Consider the following 23,740-nt stretch of genomic DNA (forward strand, 5'->3'; position numbering starts at 1 on the left):
GCGTGTCACCGTTGTCACCCGTGAAACGCCCCAACTGCCGGAGGTGAGTCGCCATGGCGGAACTTTCCGATGCCAGCCTGCTTGTCCGCTCCTTTATGCGCGCCTACCGCTACACGGTGTCCGTCTGGCAACCGGCGCGGCTGACCAAGCCGCTGTCCGCCTGCAAGGTCGGCCTGGTGACGACAGCCGCCTTTCACCTGCCCACGCAACCGGCGTTTGATCTCAAGCTGGCCGGCGATCCGTCCTTTCGCGTCATTCCGACCGACTGTGACCTCACCACGCTCAAGGTCGGACACGTCAGCCCTTCGTTTGACCACACGGGCATCGAGCGGGACCCGAACCTGGCGCTGCCCATCACCCGTTTTCAGGAACTCGTGGCGGAAGGTGTCGTGGGGGCACTCAACGCGCGGGCCTGGTCATTTTGCGGTTCGATTGCCAAGCCGGGGGAACTCATTGCCCGTACCGCGCCGGAAGCTGCCGCCCAGTCCCGGGCCGACGGCGTGGAAGTCGCCCTGCTGACCCCGGTCTGACCGATGTGCAATCAGTCGGTCGGACTGATTCAGGCTGCATTTGAAAACGAAGGCATCGTGACGGTCTCGATTTCGCTGTACCGGTTCGTCACCGAGAAGGTACGTCCGCCGCGCGCCCTGTGGGTGCCGTTCCCATTGGGGTATCCCCTGGGTGAACCCCACAACCCGGCGCTCCAACGGCGGGTCATCCTGGCGGCGCTGGAGTTGTTGACCGCCGATGAGCCGTTGCCGCTCATCCGCGACTTTCAACCATGACCGATCTGCTGCACCGCCTGGCGGGGACCGTCCTGCTGCGTCCCTACGTCTTTGTGTTCCTGCTGGCGTACCTGTTTCTGGCTGTGGCGCGGCTGGGCTGGCTGCGTACCCTGGTCTGGACCGTCACGGCCTATCTCATTGCGTGGGCCTGTGAATGGAGTTCCATTCACAACGGTTTTCCCTTCGGGCGGTACGACTACATTGACCGCACGAGTGACCGCGAACTGTGGGTGGCGGGCGTGCCTTTTTTTGATTCGCTGTCCTTTGCCTTTCTTTCCTTCATCAGCTTCGAGGCGGCCGTCATCCTGCGCACGCCGTTGACTTCCTGGCATGTGTCGCCCGATGACGCTCCGGCGCGGCGGTCATGGCTGACGACCGTCTATGCCGGACTGCTGATGATGTTTCTCGATGTGGTGATTGATCCGGTGACGCTCCAGGGCGAACGGTGGTTTCTGGGGCAAATCTACGGCTATCCACATGGCGGCCCGCACTTTGGCGTGACGATTGAAAACTATGTCGGGTGGTTTGTGGTCAGCGTGCTCATCACCACAACCTTTCGCCTGTGGGAAGCGACGCTGCTGCGGGGTGTCGCGCGGACGGGAACCTTTGCCTTTCCGTTCCAGCACGTTGCCCCGCTGGGGGTCTATTTTGGCATCTTCGCCTTCAACATTGCCGTCACCTTCTGGATTGGCGAGACGACCATGGGCTGGGCCAGCACCTTCATTGCGTTCCTCATCGGCTGGATGTTCGTTCAGCACGCCCTCTCACCCTACCGAAGCCGGCCCGGTGAATGACGGCGGAAACAACAGCCACAGAAAAACACCACAGCCCGGCGGGTTCACACACGCCGGGCCGGGTGGGGAAGTCGGTGCTGGGGAACGTGAGGTCCGGTGGTGGGTTGTGCCGTGTGGCGGAGGTTACCAACTGGCCTTTTTGACGCCCGGAATCTCGCCCCGCAGGGCCAGTTCGCGGAACTTGATGCGCGACAGGCCAAACTTGCGCAGGTAGGCGCGTGGGCGTCCCGTGATGGCGCAGCGGTTGCGAATGCGTACCGGGGAGGAGTTGCGCGGCAGGTCTTGGAGCTTGTACAGCGCCGCTTCGCGCTCTTCGTCGGTTGCGTTCGGATTGCGGATGATCGCCTTCAGCGCCGCCCGCTTTTCGGCATACTTGGCGACAAGGCGCTTGATTTTCTCAGCTTTGGCAATGCGACTTTTCTTGGCCATAACGACTCTCGTGAAATCAGCGATGTTGGCTCGGCAACCTGCCTTGGCGGGCGGACGCCGCCGCCCTGTCCATCAATTGGTCCGTCACTTCGACGCCTTCGCCGCCGGTTTGTCCGCGGCCCCGGTCGTCTTTTTCCCATAGCGCCGGTTGAAGCGGTCAACGCGCCCGGCAGTGTCCACAAACTTCTGCTTCCCGGTGAAGAACGGATGGGAGGCAGCGGAGATGTCCAGCATCACCAGCGGGTATTCCTGCCCGTCAATGGTGATGGTCTTGTTGGTTCTGACCGTCGAACGGATGATGTAGTTGACGTCGGCGGAGTCGTCCCGGAACACGACGGGACGGTAGTTTTCGGGATGGATGCCTTTTTTCACTGCTCACCTTCCTGCCAGACGGGCGCCGGATGCCATGCCATCTTCACTGGACGCCCCGTTTGGTCTTGCACAAACTCACCGGCTGAGACGCGCCGGGCCGAAGCCAAAGCGAAACCGCAATCCTACACGGAAATGCTGCCCTTCGCCAAGCGCAAATTTCAGAAAGGATGTATCCCAACCGCCCGGAAGCGGCCTGTGCGCCGGTAGCGGACGGGGGGACGTTGCCTATGTCACTTCAGGAACATGTCATTGTCATTGCCGGCGGCACCGGCGGGTTGGGGCCGGCCGTCGTGCAGTCCTGCCTGCGCGCCGGGGCCGTGGTTGTGGTGAGTCATCGCGGACGCATCGCCGCGGATGAATGGCGGTCCCGGTTTGGAGCTGCGGACGGGCAGCTTGCGTTTGTGTCAGCCGACCTGACGGATGAAACCAGTGTCCCGGCGCTGGCTGACCACGCCATACAGCAGTACGGCCGACTCGACGGCTGGCTCAATCTGGTCGGCGGCTATGCCGGGGGGACGCCCGTCGCCGACCTCGGACTGGCGGAGTTTGAAGCCATGCTGACGCTCAACCTGCGGACGGCCTTTCTGGGCAGCCGGGCCGCCTTCCGCGCCATGCAACCGCGCCGCCGGGGAAGCATCGTCAATGTCTCCTCGCTGGGGGCGCTGCGCGGCACGGCCGGACATGCCGGCTATGCTGCCGCCAAAGCCGCCGTCATCCGTCTGACGGAAACCCTGGCGGCGGAGGGTGCGCCCTACGGGATTCGGGCCAACGTCGTCCTGCCCGGCATGATTGACACGCCGGCCAACCGGGCGGCGATGCCGGGGGCGGACCGCGCCACGTGGGTTGCACCGGAAGACATTGCCGCCGTGCTGGTGTTTCTGTTGTCCGATGCCGCCCGGGCCGTCAGTGGCACCAGCCTTCCGGTGGGGGGCTGAAAACCGGCCGGCTGGCGGCGGCGGCGCACCCGGCATTCGTGCTGCCGGCGTGACCGGGCTGGTCCGGTCAGGGCTGGTCCGGCTGGGGTTGGTCTTCGGCCGTGAAGTCGTACTCGACCGGAATTTCCGAGGCGACGAGGTTCCACGCCTGAAAGGACTTCATCATCGCCATGACGAGGCTCATGTTGCCCTCGATTTTGTAGTCCGGCGATGACAGCGCCCGTTGCACGGTGATTTCGCCCCGGTTGAGTCGGGCCGCCTTGTCGTAGGTCATGGTGGTGCGGGACACGAAGTTGGCGCTGAAGGGTTCTTCCCGCAGTGCCTGCCACGGGCTGGGGTGGTCTTCATACTTCCATTCGATGGCCTTGCCTTGTTTGAACGTCCACTGTGTCCGCCGGTCCCGGCCGTCCGGGCCGTCATAGACCCGAAAGACGAACGTGCCGTTGAGTTTTTTGCCATCTGCCAGAAAGCGCGGGTCGGTCTCCATCCGCCGCGCCATTTCATCGAGCCATGCCTTGGAATAGAACTTGATCATAATGCTTCCTGAAGGAACTGGGGTCCGGGGGAGATTAACGCACAGTCATTCACCGGGTGCGTTGGCGTCAAGCCCTGACAAGGACGCCATGGGGGACGTTCCGGGTGAACCGCGCCTGTGGTACGTCAACACCGATTTTGAGGCCGAACTGGCGGCTCTGTCGCAGGGGCGGCGCTACGTCCCGACCGGACGCTTTGCGGCGCGCAACCGGGTGATCGCCTACAACCTGCTGAAATACCTGCTTCGGCCCGGTGATGCCCTGCTGACGCCCGACGCCTGGCGGACATCGTTGGAGGACGTGGCCGCCCGGCGGGGCATCGCCCTGCTGCCGCTGGAAAGCACGCAGGAGGCGTCCACCTACCACTTCACGCCCTGGGGCTGGACGCCCACGGCGCTGGCCGTTGGAGTGCGCGCTGGCGCGCGGCTGTCACCGCCGCCACTGAACAGCGTGGCGCGGGTCAACTCGAAAGTCTACAGCCACAGTCTGGAAGTCGAACTCGCTGTAGCCGATGAACGGGCGCGGCTGGTGGCGTCCGAGGCGGAACTCGTGGCGCATGTGGCGCAGGCCTGTCCGCAGGCAGAAGCCAAATGGGTCATCAAGCATCCCTACGGGGTTGCCGCCCGCGAGCGGGTGCTGGGGCGCGGGCCCGTGGTGTCGCCACCGGCCGCCGCCTGGTGTCGCCGGCGCTTTGCCGAAGGGCTGCCGCTGCTGTTTGAGCCCTGGTATGACGTGCGGCAGGAATACGGACTGTGTGGCTTCCTTGACCCGGAGGGCGACCTGCGGCTGCTGGGCGTCAGCCGGCCTGTCACCAACGGGGCTGGCGTGCTTGTCGGCTATGAACTGGAAGCGGCATCGCTGCCGGCTTCGGTGCTGTCTCTGGGAAGACAGGTCGGTGCGCGCCTGGCCGCGGAGAGCTACCGCGGCCCGTGGGGAATGGATGTTCTTGAACACTCCCAGGGGTGGCGCTGCCTTCTGGAAATCAATGCCCGCTGGACCGTTGGCTTTCTGGCTCTGGGGGCTATGGCACAGACCGCACAAGGCATTGGACGCTGGGCGCTGGAGCTGCCGCCCGGCGCCTGACGCCGTGCGTTCCGGGCCTGCGCTGCGCGTTCCGGGCCTGATACGGAAAAACTTCAAAGAATTTTTTTGCGATGCCATAAACCGTTCTATAGCTTGGTTTCAGGCTCACCCAGTCCCTCACAGCCTTCCCCCCTCACCTGCCTGCTGGAAGGTGTGCGTCCCCGAATCGCGTGAGTCCCATCCGAGGCGTGTCCTGCCGGGAAAGTCGGCGGTGCGCTTGCTTTGGGTTTCAGAAGAGCGTTTTCGGGTATGAAGTTTCTTTTCATCGCACTCGATGGACAGGCCGATCTGGCCCTTGCTGTTGCTGCGGCGCGGGTCCGTGAGCAGCACGGCGTCAATCTCCAGGTGGCCTTTCACATTGCAGCCGAACTTGACCGGGCTGAGGCCATTGAAAAGCTCCGCGCCGACGCGGCGGAAGCCGACCTGGTGTTTGTCGTCCACCAGTTTGACGACGAAAAAATTGCCCTTATCCGGGAGTTGCTCCACCGCCATGCCGCCCGCTACCAGGCTGTCATCTGCGTGATGTGCGCGCCGTCGCTGATTCGGGAGACGCGCCTGGGACGCTTCGTGCTGGCCAAAAAGGATGAAGGCGAAACGCCGTGGTATTCGCCGCTGCGCATGATCCGGGCCGTCAAGGATTCCTTCAAAAAGGACGACGCCCCGACCGCCGAACCCAAGGCGGCCCAGCCGCCGGGACGCACCATGCTCACCATGCTCAAGAATGCCGGGAAGATTATGAAGTACATCCCCGGCACGGCGCAGGACATTCACGCCTACATGATGAGCATCCAGTACTGGCTCAACGCCTCGGCTGACAATCTGGAGCAGTTTCTGCTGTTTTTGCTGACGCGCTACACGGAAGCTTACCGTGGGCGCTTCAACCCGAAGCCGCCGGTTGAATACCCCGATGTGGGGCTGTTTCACCCCCGTGAAGGGCGCATTGTCGAATCCATCAGGGAACTGCGGACGCACGTCCCGTCGCGGCCGAATGCTCCTACGATTGGCGTGCTGATGTTGCGGTCCTATCTGCTGTCGGGCAACCGGGCGCACTATGCGGCCGTCATCGAAGCCCTTGAACAGCGTGGCGCGAATGTCATTCCGGCCTATGCCTTTGGGTTGGACGGCCGGCCGGCGGTGGAAAAATACTTCCTCGAACGCGGCCGCCCGGTGGTGGATGCCGTGCTGTCACTGACCGGGTTTTCTCTCGTCGGCGGGCCGGCCTACAACGACGCCCTGGCGGCCGAGCGGCTGCTGAAGCAGCTTGACGTGCCCTACATCTGCGCGCCCTCGCTGGAGTTTCAGACCATCGAGGAGTGGCTCTCCGACACTCAGGGACTGAACCGCCTTCAGGCAACGCTGATGGTCTCCATTCCAGAGCTGGACGGGACGACCGATCAGATTGTCTTTGCCGGCAAGTCCGGGAACTCGCGCCTGCTGGAACCCATCCCGGATCGGGTCGAGCGTCTGGTTGGGCGGGTTATGGCGCGGGTCCGGTTGCGCCGCCTGCCGCCGGCCAAACGGCGCGTTGCCATCGTGCTGTTCAACTTTCCGCCGAGCCAGGGCAACGTTGGCACGGCGGCCTACCTTGATGTGTGGACAAGCCTGCACCGCCTGCTCGGCAAAATGCAGCAGGCTGGCTACCACCTCACCGACGTGCCGGCCACGGTGGACGAATTGCGCGACAGCATCGTTCACGGCAATGCCGTCCAGTACGGCCAGCCGGCCAACGTCTGTGACCTGTTTCCACGGCTGGAATACGAGCGGCTCGTGCCGATCTACCGCGAAATCGAGCGGTCGTGGGGACCCTCGCCAGGTGAAAAGAACGTCTATGGCGGCGACTTCGCCATCATGGGACGGGTGTTTGGCAACGTCGGGGTGTTTGTCCAGCCGAGTTTTGGCTTCGAGGATGACCCGATGCGCCTGCTGTTTTCGGAGGACGCCACGCCCAACCACGGTTTTACCGCCTTTTATGCGTATCTCAACCGGACGTGGGGGGCGGATGTGCTGCTCCACTTCGGAACGCACGGGGCGACGGAGTTCATGCCCGGCAAGCAGGTTGGGTTGAGCCAGTTCTGCTGGAGCGACCGGCTCATTGGCGACCAGCCCAACGTCTATGCCTACTGCGCCAACAACCCGTCGGAGGGTCTCATTGCGAAGCGCCGGGGCTACGCGATGCTGGTGAGCTACCTCAGCCCGCCCATCGAGGCGGCCGGTCTCTACAAGGAATTCGTGACGCTCAAGGAAACCATGGACGGTTTCCGCAATGAACCGACCCGGCGCGAAGCCTACATCCCGGCCATCGTCGAAAAGGCCAAAGAACTCAACCTGCTCGACCACGACTTCACCCCCGACGAACTGACGACCGAGCGCTTCCAGAAGCTTTATGCCGACCTGCTGGAACTGGAATACAGCCTCATTCCGACGGGGCTGCACACGATGGATGACGGCCTCGACAGCCAGGAACTCGTCGGGATGCTGCGCGTCGTGGCGGATTTTCCGGTTGCGGGGCAGCACCTGCCAAGCCTGACCAAAACCGTCCTGGCCCACTGGGCCGATCTGAACGGGAAGTCCGCCGCCGGAAAGACCGGGACGGACGATGCGCTGGCGACCTTTTCACAAAACGTTGAGCTGGAGCGGCAGGCGCGGCATTTCATCGGCGAGGCCATTCTGGAAATGCACCAGAAGCGTTCGGCCAGCGCCGGGGCGAGCCACCTGGCCAAACTCTGCCGCGCCAGGCGGAGTCTCTTTGACGCACACTTTGCGTTTCTGTTTGACCTGCACGAAAAACTCCGCACCAACGCCGAACTCGATGCCATTCTGCGGGCCCTGGACGGGCGCTACATTGCGCCGGTGGCGGGCGGGGATGTCGTGCGTGATCCCAGCATTCTTCCGACCGGGCGCAACCTGCATGCCATTGACCCGTACCGCATGCCGACCTATGCCGCAACGCGCGAAGCCCAGAAGTCCGTGGAGCAGCTTCTTGAGCGGTATGCGCGGGAGCACGGCGGCGCACTGCCGCGCAGCGTGGCGCTCGTGCTGTGGGGCACCGACAACCTGAAAAGTGGCGGCGTGGGCGTGGCCCAGGCCCTGTGGCTGCTGGGGGCGCGGGCCGTGGCCGACGAGATGGGACGCATTGCCAACGTCGAACTCCTCCCGCTGGCCGAGTTGGGACGGCCCCGGATTGATGTGGTGCTGACGCTGTCCGGCATCTTCCGGGATGTCCTGCCGCAGCAGATGCGGCTGCTTGACCGTGCCGTGCGCCTGGCGGCCCAGGCGGATGAGCCGGAGGCGCAAAACTTCATCCGCGCCCACGTGCAGGAAATGCTGCGGCAGGGCGTGGCCTGGGAAGATGCCGTCCGGCGGATTTTCTCGAATGCCGCCGGCAGCTACGGGGCCAATGTCAACCATCTGGTGGATTCGTCCACGTGGGAAAACGACGGTGAAATTGCCCAGACGTTCCTTTCACGCAAGGGCTTTGCCTACGACCCGAACGGGCAGTTTGTCGAGGCCCGGGCCGACTACGAACGGGTTCTGGGGGGCGTCACGCTGGCGTTTCAGAACGTGGATTCCACTGAAATGAACATCACCGATATTGACCACTACTACGAGTACCTGGGCGGTGTCACCAGCGCCGTCAAGCACCTGCGGGGCGATGGTGCCGCGCCGGCCGTGATGCTGGCTGATGCGACCGGAGCCGAAGCCAAGGTGCGCAGTCTCGAAGAAACGGTCCGGCTCGAATCCCGCACCAAGCTGCTCAATCCCAAGTGGTACGAAGCCATGCTGGAGAACGGCTACGCCGGTGTGAGCCAGATCGAACGGCAGGTTTCCAACACTTTTGGCTGGAGCGCGACCTGCCAGGCCGTGGATGACTGGGTGTATGACGGCGTGGCGCAGACCTACGTGCTTGACGAAGCCATGCGTGCGCGGTTGCAGCGCCTCAACCCCAGCAGTCTGTCGAAGTTGACCCGCCGGCTGCTCGAAGCCCATGGGCGGGGGCTGTGGAAAACAGACGAGGCGACGCTTGAACAGTTGCGTGAAGCCTACGCCCAGATGGAAGACGCACTGGAAAACGTGACTTTGTGATCCCCAAGCCCTTATCCGGGAAGTACCCCCCAAGTGAACTGCCATGAAGTTTGTACTCGTTGGCCTCAATCATCACACGGCGCCCATTGCGGTCCGCGAACGCTTTGCTTTCAGCAAGCACTACCTGCCTGAAGCCCTCAACCTGTTCGTGGATGGACAAAACATCTGCGAAGGGATGATTCTCTCCACCTGCAACCGGGTTGAACTGCTGGGTGTGACGCCATACGAAGGAACCCAGGGCATCGCCTGCGTCAAAAACTTCCTCAAGGCCATTCATCAGAAGTGCGACAGTTACGACGAGCACCTGTACTACTACACCGACCAGGATGTGGTACGGCACGTCTTCCGGGTGGCGTCGAGCCTGGACTCCATGATCATCGGCGAGCCGCAGATTCTGGGACAAGTCAAGGACGCCTACGCCACGGCGCAGTCACTGAACAAGACCGGGACGCTCATCAACAAGCTGATGCACAAGGCGTTCAGCGTTGCCAAGCGGGTCCGCACGGAGACGAAAATCGGCGCCAACGCCATTTCGGTCAGTTACGCCGCCGTCGAGCTGGCGCGGCGTATTTTCACCAGTCTTGAAGGGCAGACCGTCATGCTGGTCGGCGCCGGGGAGATGGCCGAGCTGGCTGCCACCCATCTGATGAGCGCCGGAGCGAGCCACATCGTCGTGGCCAGCCGGTCCTTCGACAAAGCCGTTCAGTTGGCCACCAAGTTCAATGGCTCGGCCGTGATTTTCGACCGCTTTCGGGAGCGGTTGCCGGAAGCCGACATCCTCATCTTTGCCACGGCGGCCCCGCACTTCGTTGTGCGTGTGGCCGACGTGGCGGCGGCGATGGAGCGGCGGCGGCACCGCCCGATGTTCATCATTGACATTTCCGTGCCGCGCAACGTGGACCCGTCCATCAACGACCTGGAGCAGGTCTTTGTGTATGACGTGGATGACCTTCAGGCCGTGGTTGAAAGCAACCTGCGCGAGCGGAAACAGGAAGCCGAACGGGCCAGTCGCATTGTCGAGGAGGAAGTCGCGGCCTTTGTGGCCGAATGGCGCAGCATGGCCGCTGCCCCCTTCATTGCCGCGCTCAATGCGCACCTTGTGGAGATGGCCCAGGCCGAATATGAGCGCCATCGCAAGCGCATTGACCGGCTGGGCGGGATGTCTCCCGAAGTCGAGCGGTACGTGCGCGAGGTCATCATCACCTCGATTCTGCGCAAATTCGCCCATCCGCTCATCGAGAACATCCGCGAAGCCGCCGCGCAGGGCGAGCAGAGCCGGCTGTGTGAAACCTTCGGGCTGGAAGTGCGGGTTGGCGCTCAACAGCAGGTGCGCCTGGCGCGTTCGGCCTGAAGTGACTCCGTGATGGAGGGTTGGAACCGGCCCTTCGTCCCCTGACCAGTTTTCATCCATTCCAACCCCAGGTGAGGTACTGATTCATGATCGTTTCAATCTACGGCAAAGGCGGTATCGGTAAATCCACGACCTCTTCCAACATCGCCATCGCCATGGCCAAGCGTGGCGCGCGTGTCCTTCAGGTGGGTTGTGACCCCAAACATGATTCGACCTTTACCATCACCAAGCGGATGATCCCGACGCTCGTCGAAATCCTCGAAGAGCATGACTACCACCATGAGGAAATCGAGCCCTCCGATGTGATTTTCAAGGGCAAGATGGGCGTGGACGCCATGGAATCCGGCGGCCCGGCCGCTGGCGCCGGCTGTGGTGGGTACGTCACCGGCGAGGCGGTGAAGTTTTTGCGCGACCACAAGCTGATGGACGAATACGACGTGGTGATTTTCGACGTGCTGGGCGATGTCGTCTGTGGCGGTTTCGCCACGCCGCTCAACCACTCGGATTTCGCCTGTGTGGTGACGGCCAACGACTTCGACTCGCTCTTTGCGGCCAACCGTATCTGTGCGGCCGTGATGGCCAAGACCAAAAACTATCCCATCTACATTGCCGGTCTGATTGTGAACCGCTGCCCGGACACCGACCACGTCGAACGCTTCTGTGACCGGACTGGCGCGCGGATTGTCGGGCACGTCCCGCAGATTGACGAAATCCGGCGGTCACGGCTGGCTGGTGTCTCCATCTTCGAGATGAAGCGCATTGGCGGAATTGCCCTGGCGCAGGATCGGTATCTCGAAATTGCCGACTACCTGCTGTCCGAGCCGGAAGCCCTCAAGGTCAAGCCCCTGACCGACCGGGAAGTGTTCGAGCATCTGCGCAGCGAGTACATCAACATCAACATCCAGCGTTTCAACGCCGAAGACCTGGAACTGCTCGAAGACCCATCCTGCCTGGCTCTTTGAGAGAGGTGAAGCGGAGTGGCCTCTCCAGCGTCGCCCACGGCAGAAGCTGTGGGCGGGGAAGGGAGGAGCCGTGATCGCTGGTGGCGCGCGTTTTGGACGGACATGTTCCAGAAAGGCAATCTATGGCAACCCCACTGCCCATTGTGAAACCGGATGCTGCCGAGCGGTTTTCGCGCATTTGCAGCGACTGTGGCATCTGCACGTCCAGTCTGCGCCCGCACGTCAAGGAAGCCTGTGCTTTCCTGGTGCAAAAATACGATGAGCTGGAGCTGACCGTGCAGGGACACGCCCGGCGGGCCGGAACGGATGAGGTGTATTTTGGGCCGTACAAAAAAATCCTGCGCGTCCGGCGGCAACGCCCCATCGCCGGGGCGCAGTGGACGGGGGTGGTGACGACCATTGCCATGCGCGCCCTGGAACAGGGGCTGGTGGAAGGCGTCATCCTGACCGGCACAGAACCCGGTACGCTCAACAAACCCCAGCCCGTTCTGGCGCGCACACCGGAAGAAGTGCTCGCCTGTCGCGGCAACAAGTTCGGCCTTTCACCGACCCTGGAAAAGATAGACGACGCCATTGCCGCCGGTCTGAAGCGCGTCATGGTGGTTGGCACGCCGTGTCAGTTCCACGCCCTGCGCGTCATCGAGCCAACCCTGCCCTTTGACGAGCTGTGGTGTCTGGGCATTCTGTGCAGTGACAACACGACGCACGAAAACTACATGACGTTTCTGAAGTCCGTCAGCCGGTCACCGGATACGGTCGTGCACATGGAGTTCATGCCGGATTTCCGCCTGTGGATGCGGCATACCAATGGGGAAGTCGAAAAGCTGAACTTCGTCGAAATTCCCATGCACGAGATTGGCCCCGACCTCATCGCACCTTCCTGCCGGGTGTGTTTCAACTACACGAACTCGCTGGCCGATTTGTCGGTGGGCTACATGGGCGGCGGCATGCCGGACAACCAGTGGTTGCTCATTCGGAATGCCAAGGGCTGGCGTTTGCTTGACCTCATCCGCGATGACGTGGAGTTGTCCGAGCCGACCGAAAGCGGCAGCCGCGCGCTGGCCATGAAGGGCTTTCTGTCGCAGCTTGGGAAACCCTACACCAAAGGCGCGCCCCGTCCGGTCAAAAAACTCATTGCCTTTCTCCAGCGTCGGCTGGGGCCGCGGGGGCTGGAGTTTGCCCGGACCCGCGTCGAGATGAAGCTGGCGGAAGGGCTGTTTACGGTACGCCGCAAGGCCGGCCACCGGGAGGCGCTGCTGGTTCCGCGCTACGCCTATGTCCCGCTGGAGAAGTACGTCCTGCCGGGCGAAACCCAGCCGCCACGGCCGCCTGTCAGCGTGAAACGTCCACGTCGTTCGCCGGCGTCGGGCAAGACTTTGAAAACCATTGACCCGATTGGCGTTGGCTGACGGGTTCCAGACACATCACACCAATTCATCCGGGAGGCTTCACCGTGTCGACCTACACCCCGGAGCAGATGCTCCGCCGTCAGAAAAGCAAATGGATGCCAGTACAGGCATTTCTGGCCCCGGTGCAGTTCGTCATTTTCTTCATCAGTCTGGCGCTCATCATCTATTTTATCTCTACCGGTCACGGATTCTGGCTGGCCAACGTGAGCGTCATGGTCAAGGTCTTTGTGCTGTGGGTCATGGCCATTACCGGGGCTTTTTGGGAAAAGGATGTTTTTGGACACTATGCCTTTGCCAAAGAGTTCTGGTGGGAAGATTTCTTCTCGACATTCGTCCTGATTTCCCACACGCTCTATGTCATTGGCTTTTTCCTCAAGTGGGAGGAAATGACGCTGGCTTACGTCGCCCTTGTGGCCTATCTGACATACTGCATCAATGCGTACCAGTTTGTGCGCAAGTATGTCATCAACCGACAGAAACTAAAGAGCCACGGTTACACGATTGCCGGGGATGTGCCTTGGGTTTCCGGTTCCTAAAAACACCGGGGAAAGTGTTGTTCTTATGCCAGTATTGCAGGCTGTCGAAAAATTGGAGCGTTATGCGCCGGGTGGGGTAGATACCGATACGCCGAGTTGGGGACGTGAAGGGGCTATCGTGCTCTACTGGCTGGGGGCTTTTGCACTTACCTGGCTGTTTCGTCTGCCGGAGCCTTTCGTCTTCAATGTCCACCAGACTGTTGCCTCGGTCTGGGGAATCCTTCTGCTGTTGGCCACCCTTGGTTTCTCCCAGTGGCTCTATGCACAGGTAGCCATTCATGAGGAGCGTCCGTTCAACCTCGTTGGTACACCCATCTTCATCATCGGCAACAGCCTTGGGGAGACACTGGCCTTTCTGCTGGTCTTCAGGTTCGGGGCAGCGATAGGAACCTGGCTGGCCTATCCCATGGGGCTGACCGGGACACCCTTCCACCTGCTCGTTTTTGGCAGTGGCTTTTTCGCCTTTCTCATCTACGGTGGTGCCATCCATGGTCTTTTCTGGATGCGCATCTTTCCTCCACACTTTCGGGAAGATAAGTGGGCGCGAAAGATTCGGAAGTTTCGGCTCTGGTCAGAAAGCGCGCTTTCTTTTTCCTGGTGTCTGACGTTCTATGTCTTTGAGGATTTCTGGAGTGTCGTCTTCTTTCATGCCATCGTGGATACGGTGCTTATGCTGAGGGTACGCCCCCGAATCTTCCGCTTTGCTTCCCAACTTCCGGCCACGGTTCGTTGATGCCCAAACCGGGTTGGATTTGGGTGTTGGGTTCAGGGGTGTCCGGCAGTCCGATTTGCAGTAGTTGTCTGAACAGAATTCTGTATCACCGTCATACGGAGAAAACATTGCCATGAAAAAGCCCAAGTGCTTGTTCGTCAATCCCCCGGTCATCGAGAAAGTCGCCGAACGGTTCAGCTTCATCAGCATGCCGTTGGCCATTCTCTACATTGGCACGTTTATCCAGTCACAGGGTTACGAAGTCGAACTCTGCGACATGAATGCCGGTCAGGAGCCTGTTTTCAGTGATGACATTGATATTGTGGGCATCTCCTGTGACACGGTGAAATACACAGTGGGGATGCGGGTGGCCAAGGCGGCCAAGGCGGCCGGAAAGTATGTGGTGATGGGGGGAACGCATCCCACTTTTGACGATGAAGCCACCTTGCGCTCCGGCTACGTGGATGTCGTCGTGCGGAGTGAAGGGGAGTATCAAATGCTGGAAATCGTCCAGCAGTTCGAGGCCAACGGCAAGGTTGATCCTTCGACTATCAAGGGGGTTGCCTGGCTGGATGGTAACCAGTTCGTGCGCAATCCGCCGATGCCGTTTATCAAAGACCTTGACAGTCTGCCGATTCCCAACCGGGAGCTGCTCGACGTGCCCCGCTACTGGAAACAGACCCGCTCCTGGTTGGGGAAATTTGCCGATCCGGTTTACAACATTTCAGGCTCACGGGGCTGCCCCTACGACTGCTCGTTCTGCATTGTGACGGCCAACTACGGGGCCAAGTGGCGGTATCGTTCGGTTGACTCGATCATGCAGGAAATCGAGGAAGGTTTTTACAAGTACAAGTACCGGACATTTTTCTTTACGGATGACATTTTCAATGCCAGTCCAAAGCGTGCCATGGCGATTTCACAGGCCATCATTGATGCTGGTCTGGCAGACAAAATCAAATGGACAGCGCAGTGCGTCACCAACATTTTTGTGAAGTTCCCGGAAGTCGTCGAAATCATGGCTGCGGCCGGCTGCATGGGCGTCATCATGGGGATTGAGTCCATGGACCCGGAAACCCTCAAGGACTACAACAAGACGGCAACCAGCGACGACAATGCCCAGTGCATCCGCCTGTTGAAAAAACACGGGATTGCTTCGATGGCCTCGATCATCATCGGCCATCCGAAGGAAACCCGCGAGTCACTCCAGGCGACGATGAAGTACATGTGTGATCTCAACCCGGAAATGCTCTGGATCAACATCCTGACGCCTTACGTCGGCACGACCATGCGGCGTGAATTCATTCAGTCGGGAAGGCTGCTGCCGAACCTGTCATGGGAAGACTATGACATCTCACATGTGACCTTCAAACTGGACCACCTCGAAGCCTGGGAAATTGAAGTCACGCGCAAGGCCATGACGGCGATGTATTACACCCGTCCGCGATACATCATGGAGAATCTTCCGCGCCTGTTTTTCGGAAAAATACCTACGCCCGTGGTGAAACAGGCTGCCTGCTGATGACCTGTGGGAGCGCGTCATCCGGGCCTGTGGCTCAACTTTTTGCATCCCTCCAAGGAGACCCCTCGTTGCCATGCCTGTCGTCGTTCAAATCAAGCGTCGCAAGAAACTCGGCCAGCATCGTCCGCTCAACATCCGGTTGGTTTTGCCCCGGTACTACAACCCGGAAAAAGGACAGCAGCACAAGCCGTTCATGATTTTTCCAAACATCGTTCTTCCGACGCTGGCGGCGATTACGCCGGCGCCGCACAAGGTGACGATTGTGGATGAGAATGTCGAGGAACTGCACATCCCCGACGACACCGATCTGGTGGCGATCACGACCTACACCCGCAACGTCCAGCGTGGCTACCAGATTGCGGATGAGTGCCGGGCACGGGGCATTCCGGTCGTCATGGGGGGCATTCACGTCAGCTTCATGATTGAAGAGGCGCTTCAGCACTGCGACGCGGTCGTGTCTGGCGAGGGGGAAGCCCTCTGGCCGCAGATTCTCGAAGACGTACAGAGTGACGACCTCAAGCCGGTGTATCAGGGGGGGCATTCGCAGGACTTGAATGAGCTGCCGGTGCCGCGCTGGGACCTGCTCAAACTGGAACGCTACTTCAAGCCCATCCCCACCCTGAAGATGCCCATCATGAGCATTCAGACCTCCCGTGGGTGTCCGCACAAGTGTGACTTCTGTACCGTGCCGGTTTTTGCCGGCGGCAAGATGCGGTACCGTGACCCGGCGCATCTGCTGCGCGAAATTGATGCCTATGGGGCTGAGTTTTTCTCGATTGCCGATGACAACCTCATCGTCAACCCCGATGCGGCGGCACAACTGTTCAAGACCCTGGCCAAGCGCAAGCTGAGCTGGTTTGGATTTTTTGACACCCAGACGCTCAAGCGGCCGGAACTGGTTGAACTGGCCGCCAGGTCCGGCTGCCGCCGGGCCTTTCTGGGCATCGAAAGCATCCACCCGAACGAGCTGGCCACAGTGAACAAGAAGTTCAACCGGCCGGAGAAGTACGAAGACCTCATCCGGCTCTTTCACCGGAACGGCATTGCCGTGGATGTTGGCATTCTTTTCGGATTCGAGGATGAAACCGTCGAGAGCACGCTGGAAACCATCGAAGAACTCAAACGGTGCAACGTGGAGACGGCCATTTTTTCCGTGATGACACCCTTTCCGGGAACGGCGCTCTACCAGCGCACGAAGGACAAACTGCTGCACACCGACTGGGACCGTTACACGGGCGAGGAAGTCGTCTGGGCGCGCGAAGGGACAGACGCCGAACAGACCCGCCGGCTGTTGCAGCTTGCCTTCGAGCGGTTTTATTCCGTGCCTTCGATTTACAAGCGGGTGCTGTCGCCGCGCTCCCATGCCCAGCGCAAGCTCCTGGCAACCATTTCCAACCTTCGTTTCCGCAGCATCATCAAGCACCGGTTCCCGGAGCCGCTCCCGCCGGATTTCCTGCGCAGCGCCCGCCAGGCCCGTCCGGCCTACGCCTGACGCCGCCGGCCGCCGCGACAGCCTGCAGCCAGCCCGTCCGTATTCATCAGGATATGGACGGGCTTTCTTCTGCCGGTCGTCATTCGGTGTGGACCGTGTGGGTGTTGGCTGAAAGCCCCGCAGACGCGCCAGCCGACGCTCAGGCAAGAAAAAGAAACTCGGCGTTCCACTTGCCCTGGGCCTTGAGAATCAGCTCGATGGCTTCCCGTACAGCCCCGCGCCCACCCGTCCGGGTGGTGATGTAGTGGGCGGCCTGTTTGACTTCCGGCACAGCGTTGGCCACGGCAATGCCCAGCCCCACCTGCTGCATCACCGGGACATCCGGCAGGTCATCCCCGATGAAGGCCACCGCCTGGGGGGATATTCCCTGGGCCGTCAGCAGTTCGGTCAGCGCCTGGGCTTTGTCGCTGGTGGCCTGACAGAGGAACTCGATGCCGGTTTCACGCGCCCGCTGTTCAAGCGCCGGTGAGCGCCGCCCGGTAATGACGCCGGTCCGAATGCCGGCCCGCCTGGCCAGCTTGAGACCGTGTCCGTCCTGCGAGTTGAAGCTCTTGAGTTCCGTTCCATCCGGGAGGAGATGGATGAAACCTTCGGTCAGCACGCCGTCGCAGTCCATCAGCAGCAGGCCGATGTGGCGGGCCCGTTCCGTCAGGGCATCGCTCATGGGCAGTCCTCCGGGGTTCAGACAAAGGGAGGTTTGAAGGTTGAGTTGACGGTGAAAGGCGGGATAGGTCCCACCAGCGTTCCCCGACAGCGCGGCGCGCCACAGGCGCAGGGGTAGTCCCGCCGCCAGGTTTCGGGGTCTCCGTCGGCGACTTGCAGGTGATAGTCCATCGTCAGTTCGGTGCCCGGCGGGATGTCCGCAATCGCCTCGATAAAAACGCGGCCGCTGCTTTCCTGGAGGCTTTCACAGTTGGGTTCGCAGGAATGGTTGATGTAGCGCGCCAGGTTGCCGAAGCGGCCGCCATCCAGAACCGTGTGCTCATCCAGGATAAAGAGAAACGTATGCGTCGTCTGCTCCAGTTTGCGCGCATAGCGCCGGTCGGCTTCTTCGCGGCTGATCCGCTCGCCACGGTATTCGATGATGCGGGTCCGGGCTTTGATGAACGTCGTGGCAAAGACGCCCCAGCCGTGAATGGGTGAACGACGCAGCTCGCAAAGGTGGTGGCGTTGCATGGTGCGCTGATAACCGGCATCGGCCGGGGAATGCCTCCCCGGTCACAGGCGGGACTTCACTTTCCCGCGTGTGGCGGGCAGTCGTTTTCCGCCGGGAGAGGCCTCGTTCAGGTCATGGGAACAGTGGACGCGCCGCCGGGTTGCCAGCAAATCCGAAACCGGCACTCCGGCGCACCCTCGCGCCGGCAACTGGTCACGGTGACTTCCGGCTGGATGCCGCCGCACAGTTCGACGGCGCGGCGGAAATAGCCGATACCTGACTGGCAATACTGCGATGGTGGTGGTGTGTCATACGCAAGGCAGACCGTGCCGGCGCGAACCGGTCCCGTTTTGCTTTCCGGCTCATAGCGCGCGCTGCCAAAGGTCTGGAACGTGGGGGAGACCACGGCCGAAAGCTGCAAGAACCCTTCCACATCCCGCTGCACCAGACTTTCGTAGGTGCCGCCGATGTTGAGTTCGGCGGAAAATGCGCCGAGCGCCTCCAGCAGGTCAGGAGTGTTTGCACCCAGTTCCGCCACAATCGCGGCATCGAGCCGGACGAGCAAGCCCAGCTCATACCACTCGCCCACAAAGACGGTTTTGGTGAGAACCGCCCGATCCGCTTCGCCAAGGCTCTGCAGGATGCGCTTGAGCGTGGCAATGCCGTGCTTCATTTGCAGGTACAGCAACCGCGACTTGATGAGGCTGCCCTGAACTTTCCAGTGGCGAACCGTGGAAAGCTGGGCGGCGCGCTCTTCATCCGTAATGGGGCGGCAGCAGATGGGGCGTGACAGGGTATCCATGGGCGGGCTCCGCAAGCTTGGGTAAGGAGGGATTCCTGCCGGCGGGCAGCCGGCGGCCGCGACGTGAGGCGCACCACGGTGCAGGGGGGAGAACCGTTGGCCGCCACTTCATAAGTCTTCCTCCCAGAGGTTGTCAAAGCGGGTGCAGGCTTTGATGAAGGTCAGTTCAACCGTGCCCGTAGGGCCGTTGCGCTGTTTGGCCACGATGAGTTCGGCCCGTCCGGCATTGTCGTCCGTGGGGTTATACATCTCTTCCCGGAAAATGAACGCCACGACATCCGCATCCTGCTCAATGCTGCCGCTTTCGCGCAAGTCGGACAGCATCGGACGGTGGTCGGCGCGATTCTCTGACGCGCGGCTGAGCTGGGACAGGGCAATCAACGGAATGTCGAGTTCCTTGGCCAGCCCCTTCAGATCGCGGGAAATCTGCGAAACCTCCGTCTGGCGGTTTTCGTGGCGTCCGCGGCCGCGCACGAGCTGGAGGTAATCCACAATGAGCAGGTCAAGACCGTGCTGCGCCTTGAGCCGCCGCGCCTTGGCGCGCATCTCGGCGACCGAAATGCCCGGTGTGTCGTCAATGAAGATGGGTGCGGTCGTCAGTTCCTGGAGGGCTTCGGCGAGTTTTCGCCATTCGTCACGGCTCAGATAGCCGCTCCGCAACCGCTGTGAATCCACGCGGCTCTGGGCGCACAGCAGGCGCATGACGAGCGATTCCTTGGACATCTCCAGCGAAAAGATGCCCACCCGCTTGCCGTCCACCACGGCTGCATTCTGCGCGATGTTGAGACAAAAGGCGGTTTTGCCGGCTGACGGCCGCGCCGCGACGATGATGAGGTCGGACGGCTGGAGTCCATTGGTCAGGCGGTCGAAGTCGGCAAACCCCGTGGCCAGCCCCGTCAGGCGGCCGCTGGTGCTCTGGGCGGCTTCGACCTGTTGGAGCTGCGTGCGGGCCACCTCGGACACTGGTACGAAGCCGCTGCGGATGCGGGCTTCCCCAACCTCGAAAATGCCGCGCTCCAGCTCATCGATGATGCTGTGGGCATCCTGTTCCTCCAGCCGGCAGGCCCGGATGCCGGCCTGACAGATGTCAATGGCCCGGCGGAGCATGGATTTGTCTTTGACCGTTTTGGCGTAGGCCTCGAGGTTGGCCGGGATGGCATAGGCGTCCAGCAGCGCCGAAAGGGCGGTGATGCCGCCGACTTTGTCGAGCTGGCCGCGCTGGCGCAGGAGCGTGGCGAGGGTGGTGGGATCAATCGGCTGTCCGGTTTCCGACAGCTCGCGCATAGCCGCAAAAATCTGCTGGTGACTGGGCCGGAAGAAGTCTTCCGGCTGGAGCAGTTCCAGCGCCTCGTGGCACACCTCATTGTCCAGCAGAATCGAAGCCAGGATGCTGCGCTCGGCATCCAGGTCGTGCGGGAGGGTAAAGGTTTCTTCCGTGGTTTTGGCGTCGGCTTTGGCCCGCCCCTTCGGAGACCCCGTGTAGAAGGCGAGCATGGGACTTTCGGAGTCGGTTTTGCCTGATCGTCCTGACATACTGGGCCTGACGTGGGGCGAAAGGGCGCCGGTCTGACGGCCAAGGCGAAGAACAGACGGCGGTGCCCCGTGTCGCTTGAACCTGGTTTCCCCAAACGACGCTCGACTGGTGGCGCGCCGTGCCCGGCAGGTCGGACCCCGGCGCGGGTATATGGCTCTGGTTTCCCTGGCAAACCGTACCAGACCCGCCGCCGGACGGCACGCCGATTCTTCGTGGCGCGGCTCAGCACGGATAAGCCGGCGGATGAAATTCCTCCGGGAACAGCGGGGTGACGTTGACACTCCAGTAGTTGTCGGAGCGCTCCAGGCTGCCCACCGCCAGGATAATCAGGTGATTCATGCCGACGACCAGCGTACCGACCGACCCCACAATGAGAAATCCCTGCTCTTCGAGCGCCTCCCGGGCCGAGCGGGCTTTTTTCTCGCAGAACGGTACAACAAAACCGTCCTGCAGGGCCTGTTTCCAGCGTGCCAGCAGGGCAAAGGCATAAGATTCAAGTCCGCCCACCGCAAGGGCTTCCGCCTTGGGAAAGGTTGCCTCCCAGAATTGCATGTTCATGGCCACACCTCATACGTCCACCCGGAGCAGGCGGCACATCAGTGGTTGTCGGCAAGTCGTGCTGTCGTCGGCATGCGTGCGTTGTCGGGTTGGGGGACGGTTGCTGGATAGGGGGCGTTCTCAAAGGTCAGGGCCGCCGTTGACTAGGCTGCCAGAAAATCCAGTGCCAGCGCGGACATCGCCCGCACACCAGCGGCAATACTCACTTCATCCACTGCAAATCTGGGGGTGTGAATGTCTCCGTCAATGCCGGCCGTGTGGTTGGAAACACCCAGCGAATAAAACATCGCCGGCACGGCGCGGGCAAAATAGGCAAAGTCTTCGGCACCCATCCGTGGGGCATGCTCAATCACGCGCTCGTCCCCGGCCACCCGCCGGAGCGTCGGCAGCATCTGCTCCACCAGCGCCCGATCATTGACCAGTGGTGGAACGAGCCGCTCATAGCGAATGTCGCAACTGGCTCCGCTGCCGGCTGCCGCATTTGAGACAATCTGGTGAATCAGGTGCTCAGTTTCGGTCCGCACGGTTTCGTCAAAAGCCCGTACCGTGCCTTCCAGGATGACTTCATCGGCGACAATGTTGTAGCGCCGTCCGCCCTGCATCCGTCCGACCGTCAACACCATCGGCTGCTGGGCATCAATCATCCGGCTGCGGATGGTCTGAAGCATCATGACGATGGTCGAAGCCACGACGATGGCATCCACGCCCCGGTGCGGATAGGCCCCGTGGGCCATGCGCCCTCGGACGGTGATGGTAAACCGGTCACAGCTCGACATCATCACGCCCTCGTTGTAGCCAAGCTGTCCGGCGGCCAGCGGCGGGTAGCAGTGTAGGGCAAACATGGCGTCCGGGCGCTGGGGTTCCAGCGCGCCTTCGTCCAGCATCAGCTTGGCCCCGCCCACCTCGCCCGGCGGCGGCCCTTCTTCGGCCGGCTGGAAGAAAAAGCGAACGGTACCGCAGAAGTACTGGCGCAGCCGTGCGAGCACCTCTGCCGTACCCAAGGCCACCGTCATGTGAACGTCGTGGCCGCAGGCATGCATCACCCCCGGCACGGTTGAGGCAAAGGGCAGTCCCGGTGGTTCGTCAATGGGCAGGGCATCCATATCGGCCCGGATGCCGACGACCCTGCCGGGTTGCCGGCCGTGGAGGGTGGCCACGATGCCGTGGTGGGCGACGTTGGTGCGCAGTTCAAAGCCGCCAATTTCGCGCAGCCGGTGCAGGAGAAACCGCGACGTGCGGACTTCGCGGTTGGAAAGTTCCGGGTGCTGATGCAACTCGCGCCGGGTGGCAATGAGCCGGGGTTCGAGGTGGGCTACCAGATCAGCCACATACCGGTCACGGTGTTTGACCGAATCGAACGAGCGCGGGTGCGTGGAAGTGGTGACAGCGTCATCAGGCATGGTCTTGCAAACGGTGATTCACGATTTCAAACGGCATTTCGGAGAAGTTTCATGAGAAATAGTCCAATGGTAATCTTACCTGCGCCCGTTGGAAATCATACTTTGCGAAAACGGTCAGTCCGCTTGGGCTGGACGCGCAGCGCAGGTTGGATTGGACGCGCAGCGCAGGGAGGTCATAGAAGGCATGCGGTACACGTTGGCCGGCTGGTGGTTCCTGGTGTTGGTGGTGGTGCTGCCTGGGGCGCGCCCCGAATTGGCGGCGGACACTTCCGGGGCGCAAACCGCAAATGAAACCAAGGTGGACTTCGCCCGTATCCGGCGCGAACTGCTGGACATGATCAACGCCCAGCGCGCGCGGGCCGGTGCGCCGCCCGTCGCACTCGACGACCTTGCCGGTCAGGTTGCCGAAGCCCATGCGCAGGAGATGGCACAGTACAACTACCTGAGCCACTGGAACCGCGCTGGCTTCCTGCCCTACATGCGCTATGGGCTGCGGGGTGGGACGGACTACTGCGCCGAAAATGTCTCCATGCTTTCGGGGCTGTCGCCGCGTGCCGGCACGGCCGAAGTCAGGGAAGCCATTCTCCAGCTCCAGCAGTCCATGCACGATGAAACCCCGCCCAATGACGGCCATCGCCGCACGATTCTCAACCCGGAGCATACCCACGTGGGTCTGGGCATGGCCGTGGTTGGGAAGGAGCTGCGTCTGGCGCAGGAGTTCCTGAGCCGCTACATCCGCTTTGAACCGCTGCCCACCCAGTCCCGGCCGGGAGACCGGTTGAATGTCGTCGGGCAGGTACTCAACCCGGATGCGTATGCCTTCTATGCCGCCACGGTATATCACGAGCCGCTGCCCCAGCCGCTGACGCTGGAACGCCTCCGCCAGCCGCGCCCCTACACCCTGCCGGAAACCTCCCGCATGCTCAAACCCCGCCTCACCGACGGTTCGCAATATACCGACGGCACGACCGGCGAAATCGAAGTCGGCGCTGGCGGGCGCTTCAAATTCGAGCTGTCGTTTCCCAAGCGCGAGCCGGGCGTCTATACGGCGCTCGTCTTCGTACAGCGCGGCGTCAGGGGCAAACCCTTCCCGGCGGGAAGTCTCTGCTTCCGGGTTGAGTAACGTCGGATGGGGCGTCAGTGAAATTTTCGTAGGGCGGAAACCAAGTTTTTGGATACCACCCGGAAATTTCACATCCCCGGCGTGGTGCTTCATTTCCGTTCTCCCTTCTGGCAGGGCCGCACGCTGCCGTGGCGGCTGCGCTAAAGACAGACGTTACAAAATTTTGCATTCT

General features: G+C 61.6%; 23 protein-coding genes. 14 read left to right on the forward strand and 9 right to left on the reverse strand.

The annotated features are described in order from the left end of the window. Nucleotides 1-53 precede the first annotated feature (53 nt). From J8C05_RS15000 to J8C05_RS15010, 3 genes are read left to right on the forward strand one after another with little or no spacing between them, the layout of a single operon-like run. Nucleotides 54-530 carry a hypothetical protein gene (locus J8C05_RS15000; protein WP_211423550.1) on the forward strand — a complete coding sequence of 159 codons (477 nt, stop codon included), beginning with the start codon at nucleotides 54-56 and terminating at the stop codon, nucleotides 528-530. A gap of 3 nt (nucleotides 531-533) precedes the next feature. Further along, a complete protein-coding gene (locus J8C05_RS15005; RefSeq protein WP_014100813.1) occupies nucleotides 534-785 on the forward strand; it encodes a hypothetical protein in 252 nt (83 codons plus the stop codon). Next, nucleotides 782-1,579: a carotenoid biosynthesis protein gene (locus tag J8C05_RS15010; RefSeq protein ID WP_211423551.1), complete on the forward strand. Its 798-nt coding sequence runs from the start codon at nucleotides 782-784 to the stop codon at nucleotides 1,577-1,579. The genes J8C05_RS15005 and J8C05_RS15010 overlap by 4 nt, the downstream gene beginning before the upstream one ends. Nucleotides 1,580-1,702: 123 nt before the next feature. Here the strand turns inward: J8C05_RS15010 and rpsN are convergent, their stop codons facing one another. Next, complete coding sequence (rpsN, locus tag J8C05_RS15015; RefSeq protein WP_211423552.1) at nucleotides 1,703-2,008, reverse strand: 30S ribosomal protein S14; 306 nt, start codon at nucleotides 2,006-2,008, stop codon at nucleotides 1,703-1,705. 84 nt (nucleotides 2,009-2,092) lie between these two features. Continuing rightward, on the reverse strand, nucleotides 2,093-2,380 hold the full coding sequence (locus J8C05_RS15020; protein WP_058865972.1) for a type B 50S ribosomal protein L31: 288 nt from the start codon (nucleotides 2,378-2,380) through the stop codon (nucleotides 2,093-2,095). 227 nt (nucleotides 2,381-2,607) lie between these two features. On the opposite strand from J8C05_RS15020, the gene J8C05_RS15025 reads away from it, so the two are divergent. Next, nucleotides 2,608-3,315 (forward strand): SDR family NAD(P)-dependent oxidoreductase, encoded by a 708-nt coding sequence (locus J8C05_RS15025; protein WP_211423553.1) that lies wholly within the window; start codon nucleotides 2,608-2,610, stop codon nucleotides 3,313-3,315. Nucleotides 3,316-3,382: 67 nt separating this feature from the next. Here J8C05_RS15025 and J8C05_RS15030 read toward each other — a convergent pair whose 3' ends face one another. After that, nucleotides 3,383-3,850 (reverse strand): hypothetical protein, encoded by a 468-nt coding sequence (locus J8C05_RS15030; RefSeq protein ID WP_211423554.1) that lies wholly within the window; start codon nucleotides 3,848-3,850, stop codon nucleotides 3,383-3,385. An 88-nt stretch (nucleotides 3,851-3,938) separates the two neighbouring features. Between J8C05_RS15030 and J8C05_RS15035 the strand changes: the two genes are divergently transcribed. The 9 genes from J8C05_RS15035 (at nucleotide 3,939) to J8C05_RS15075 (ending at nucleotide 16,995) form a co-directional block, all read left to right on the forward strand. Then, nucleotides 3,939-4,931 (forward strand): hypothetical protein, encoded by a 993-nt coding sequence (locus J8C05_RS15035; RefSeq protein ID WP_211423555.1) that lies wholly within the window; start codon nucleotides 3,939-3,941, stop codon nucleotides 4,929-4,931. A 249-nt stretch (nucleotides 4,932-5,180) separates the two neighbouring features. Next, nucleotides 5,181-9,014: a magnesium chelatase subunit H gene (locus tag J8C05_RS15040; protein ID WP_211423556.1), complete on the forward strand. Its 3,834-nt coding sequence runs from the start codon at nucleotides 5,181-5,183 to the stop codon at nucleotides 9,012-9,014. 43 nt (nucleotides 9,015-9,057) lie between these two features. Continuing rightward, a complete protein-coding gene (gene hemA / locus J8C05_RS15045) occupies nucleotides 9,058-10,365 on the forward strand; it encodes a glutamyl-tRNA reductase (protein WP_211423557.1) in 1,308 nt (435 codons plus the stop codon). 86 nt (nucleotides 10,366-10,451) lie between these two features. Next, a complete protein-coding gene (gene bchL, locus J8C05_RS15050) occupies nucleotides 10,452-11,327 on the forward strand; it encodes a ferredoxin:protochlorophyllide reductase (ATP-dependent) iron-sulfur ATP-binding protein (RefSeq protein WP_211423558.1) in 876 nt (291 codons plus the stop codon). 122 nt (nucleotides 11,328-11,449) lie between these two features. Continuing rightward, complete coding sequence (locus J8C05_RS15055) at nucleotides 11,450-12,736, forward strand: Coenzyme F420 hydrogenase/dehydrogenase, beta subunit C-terminal domain (RefSeq protein ID WP_211423559.1); 1,287 nt, start codon at nucleotides 11,450-11,452, stop codon at nucleotides 12,734-12,736. 44 nt (nucleotides 12,737-12,780) lie between these two features. After that, nucleotides 12,781-13,272, forward strand: coding sequence for a 2-vinyl bacteriochlorophyllide hydratase (gene bchF / locus J8C05_RS15060; RefSeq protein ID WP_246840782.1), 492 nt, complete (start codon nucleotides 12,781-12,783; stop codon nucleotides 13,270-13,272). A gap of 25 nt (nucleotides 13,273-13,297) precedes the next feature. After that, complete coding sequence (locus J8C05_RS15065; protein ID WP_211423560.1) at nucleotides 13,298-14,005, forward strand: hypothetical protein; 708 nt, start codon at nucleotides 13,298-13,300, stop codon at nucleotides 14,003-14,005. 112 nt (nucleotides 14,006-14,117) lie between these two features. Beyond that, entirely contained in the window at nucleotides 14,118-15,503 is a 1,386-nt protein-coding gene (locus J8C05_RS15070) for a B12-binding domain-containing radical SAM protein (protein ID WP_211423561.1), read from the forward strand. A gap of 73 nt (nucleotides 15,504-15,576) precedes the next feature. After that, complete coding sequence (locus J8C05_RS15075) at nucleotides 15,577-16,995, forward strand: B12-binding domain-containing radical SAM protein (RefSeq protein ID WP_211423562.1); 1,419 nt, start codon at nucleotides 15,577-15,579, stop codon at nucleotides 16,993-16,995. A 139-nt stretch (nucleotides 16,996-17,134) separates the two neighbouring features. Here the strand turns inward: J8C05_RS15075 and J8C05_RS15080 are convergent, their stop codons facing one another. From J8C05_RS15080 to J8C05_RS15105, 6 genes are all read right to left on the reverse strand, one after another. Then, nucleotides 17,135-17,659 carry a KdsC family phosphatase gene (locus J8C05_RS15080; RefSeq protein WP_211423563.1) on the reverse strand — a complete coding sequence of 175 codons (525 nt, stop codon included), beginning with the start codon at nucleotides 17,657-17,659 and terminating at the stop codon, nucleotides 17,135-17,137. A gap of 17 nt (nucleotides 17,660-17,676) precedes the next feature. Then, entirely contained in the window at nucleotides 17,677-18,171 is a 495-nt protein-coding gene (locus J8C05_RS15085) for an SET domain-containing protein (protein ID WP_211423564.1), read from the reverse strand. 107 nt (nucleotides 18,172-18,278) lie between these two features. Beyond that, nucleotides 18,279-18,953 (reverse strand): hypothetical protein, encoded by a 675-nt coding sequence (locus tag J8C05_RS15090; protein ID WP_211423565.1) that lies wholly within the window; start codon nucleotides 18,951-18,953, stop codon nucleotides 18,279-18,281. A gap of 108 nt (nucleotides 18,954-19,061) precedes the next feature. Further along, a complete protein-coding gene (gene dnaB, locus J8C05_RS15095; protein WP_246840783.1) occupies nucleotides 19,062-20,486 on the reverse strand; it encodes a replicative DNA helicase in 1,425 nt (474 codons plus the stop codon). 223 nt (nucleotides 20,487-20,709) lie between these two features. Next, the gene (locus tag J8C05_RS15100) at nucleotides 20,710-21,045 is read right to left on the reverse strand and encodes a hypothetical protein (protein WP_058865986.1); all 336 of its coding nucleotides are present in this window, start codon (nucleotides 21,043-21,045) and stop codon (nucleotides 20,710-20,712) included. Nucleotides 21,046-21,188: 143 nt separating this feature from the next. Beyond that, nucleotides 21,189-22,445: a M20 metallopeptidase family protein gene (locus J8C05_RS15105; protein ID WP_211423566.1), complete on the reverse strand. Its 1,257-nt coding sequence runs from the start codon at nucleotides 22,443-22,445 to the stop codon at nucleotides 21,189-21,191. 184 nt (nucleotides 22,446-22,629) lie between these two features. Here J8C05_RS15105 and J8C05_RS15110 point away from each other — a divergent pair, with 184 nt between their 5' ends. Continuing rightward, complete coding sequence (locus J8C05_RS15110; RefSeq protein ID WP_211423567.1) at nucleotides 22,630-23,568, forward strand: CAP domain-containing protein; 939 nt, start codon at nucleotides 22,630-22,632, stop codon at nucleotides 23,566-23,568. Nucleotides 23,569-23,740: the final 172 nt, after the last annotated feature.

Source organism: Chloracidobacterium sp. N (assembly GCF_018304765.1).
In the GTDB taxonomy this organism is placed as follows: Bacteria; Acidobacteriota; Blastocatellia; order Chloracidobacteriales; family Chloracidobacteriaceae; genus Chloracidobacterium; species Chloracidobacterium aggregatum.

What these genes read in the sequence shown, in the direction of transcription:
- rpsN (WP_211423552.1), bottom strand. Translation starts at nt 2,008, where the DNA reads ATGGCCAAGAAAAGTCGCATTGCCAAAGCTGAGAAAATCAAGCGCCTT.
- J8C05_RS15080 (WP_211423563.1), bottom strand. Translation starts at nt 17,659, where the DNA reads ATGAGCGATGCCCTGACGGAACGGGCCCGCCACATCGGCCTGCTGCTG.
- J8C05_RS15005 (WP_014100813.1), top strand. Translation starts at nt 534, where the DNA reads ATGTGCAATCAGTCGGTCGGACTGATTCAGGCTGCATTTGAAAACGAA.
- J8C05_RS15035 (WP_211423555.1), top strand. Translation starts at nt 3,939, where the DNA reads ATGGGGGACGTTCCGGGTGAACCGCGCCTGTGGTACGTCAACACCGAT.
- bchL (WP_211423558.1), top strand. Translation starts at nt 10,452, where the DNA reads ATGATCGTTTCAATCTACGGCAAAGGCGGTATCGGTAAATCCACGACC.
- J8C05_RS15105 (WP_211423566.1), bottom strand. Translation starts at nt 22,445, where the DNA reads ATGCCTGATGACGCTGTCACCACTTCCACGCACCCGCGCTCGTTCGAT.
- J8C05_RS15055 (WP_211423559.1), top strand. Translation starts at nt 11,450, where the DNA reads ATGGCAACCCCACTGCCCATTGTGAAACCGGATGCTGCCGAGCGGTTT.
- dnaB (WP_246840783.1), bottom strand. Translation starts at nt 20,486, where the DNA reads ATGTCAGGACGATCAGGCAAAACCGACTCCGAAAGTCCCATGCTCGCC.
- J8C05_RS15100 (WP_058865986.1), bottom strand. Translation starts at nt 21,045, where the DNA reads ATGAACATGCAATTCTGGGAGGCAACCTTTCCCAAGGCGGAAGCCCTT.
- J8C05_RS15090 (WP_211423565.1), bottom strand. Translation starts at nt 18,953, where the DNA reads ATGGATACCCTGTCACGCCCCATCTGCTGCCGCCCCATTACGGATGAA.
- hemA (WP_211423557.1), top strand. Translation starts at nt 9,058, where the DNA reads ATGAAGTTTGTACTCGTTGGCCTCAATCATCACACGGCGCCCATTGCG.
- J8C05_RS15010 (WP_211423551.1), top strand. Translation starts at nt 782, where the DNA reads ATGACCGATCTGCTGCACCGCCTGGCGGGGACCGTCCTGCTGCGTCCC.
- J8C05_RS15075 (WP_211423562.1), top strand. Translation starts at nt 15,577, where the DNA reads ATGCCTGTCGTCGTTCAAATCAAGCGTCGCAAGAAACTCGGCCAGCAT.
- J8C05_RS15085 (WP_211423564.1), bottom strand. Translation starts at nt 18,171, where the DNA reads ATGCAACGCCACCACCTTTGCGAGCTGCGTCGTTCACCCATTCACGGC.
- J8C05_RS15025 (WP_211423553.1), top strand. Translation starts at nt 2,608, where the DNA reads ATGTCACTTCAGGAACATGTCATTGTCATTGCCGGCGGCACCGGCGGG.
- J8C05_RS15040 (WP_211423556.1), top strand. Translation starts at nt 5,181, where the DNA reads ATGAAGTTTCTTTTCATCGCACTCGATGGACAGGCCGATCTGGCCCTT.
- J8C05_RS15110 (WP_211423567.1), top strand. Translation starts at nt 22,630, where the DNA reads ATGCGGTACACGTTGGCCGGCTGGTGGTTCCTGGTGTTGGTGGTGGTG.
- J8C05_RS15070 (WP_211423561.1), top strand. Translation starts at nt 14,118, where the DNA reads ATGAAAAAGCCCAAGTGCTTGTTCGTCAATCCCCCGGTCATCGAGAAA.
- J8C05_RS15000 (WP_211423550.1), top strand. Translation starts at nt 54, where the DNA reads ATGGCGGAACTTTCCGATGCCAGCCTGCTTGTCCGCTCCTTTATGCGC.
- J8C05_RS15065 (WP_211423560.1), top strand. Translation starts at nt 13,298, where the DNA reads ATGCCAGTATTGCAGGCTGTCGAAAAATTGGAGCGTTATGCGCCGGGT.
- J8C05_RS15030 (WP_211423554.1), bottom strand. Translation starts at nt 3,850, where the DNA reads ATGATCAAGTTCTATTCCAAGGCATGGCTCGATGAAATGGCGCGGCGG.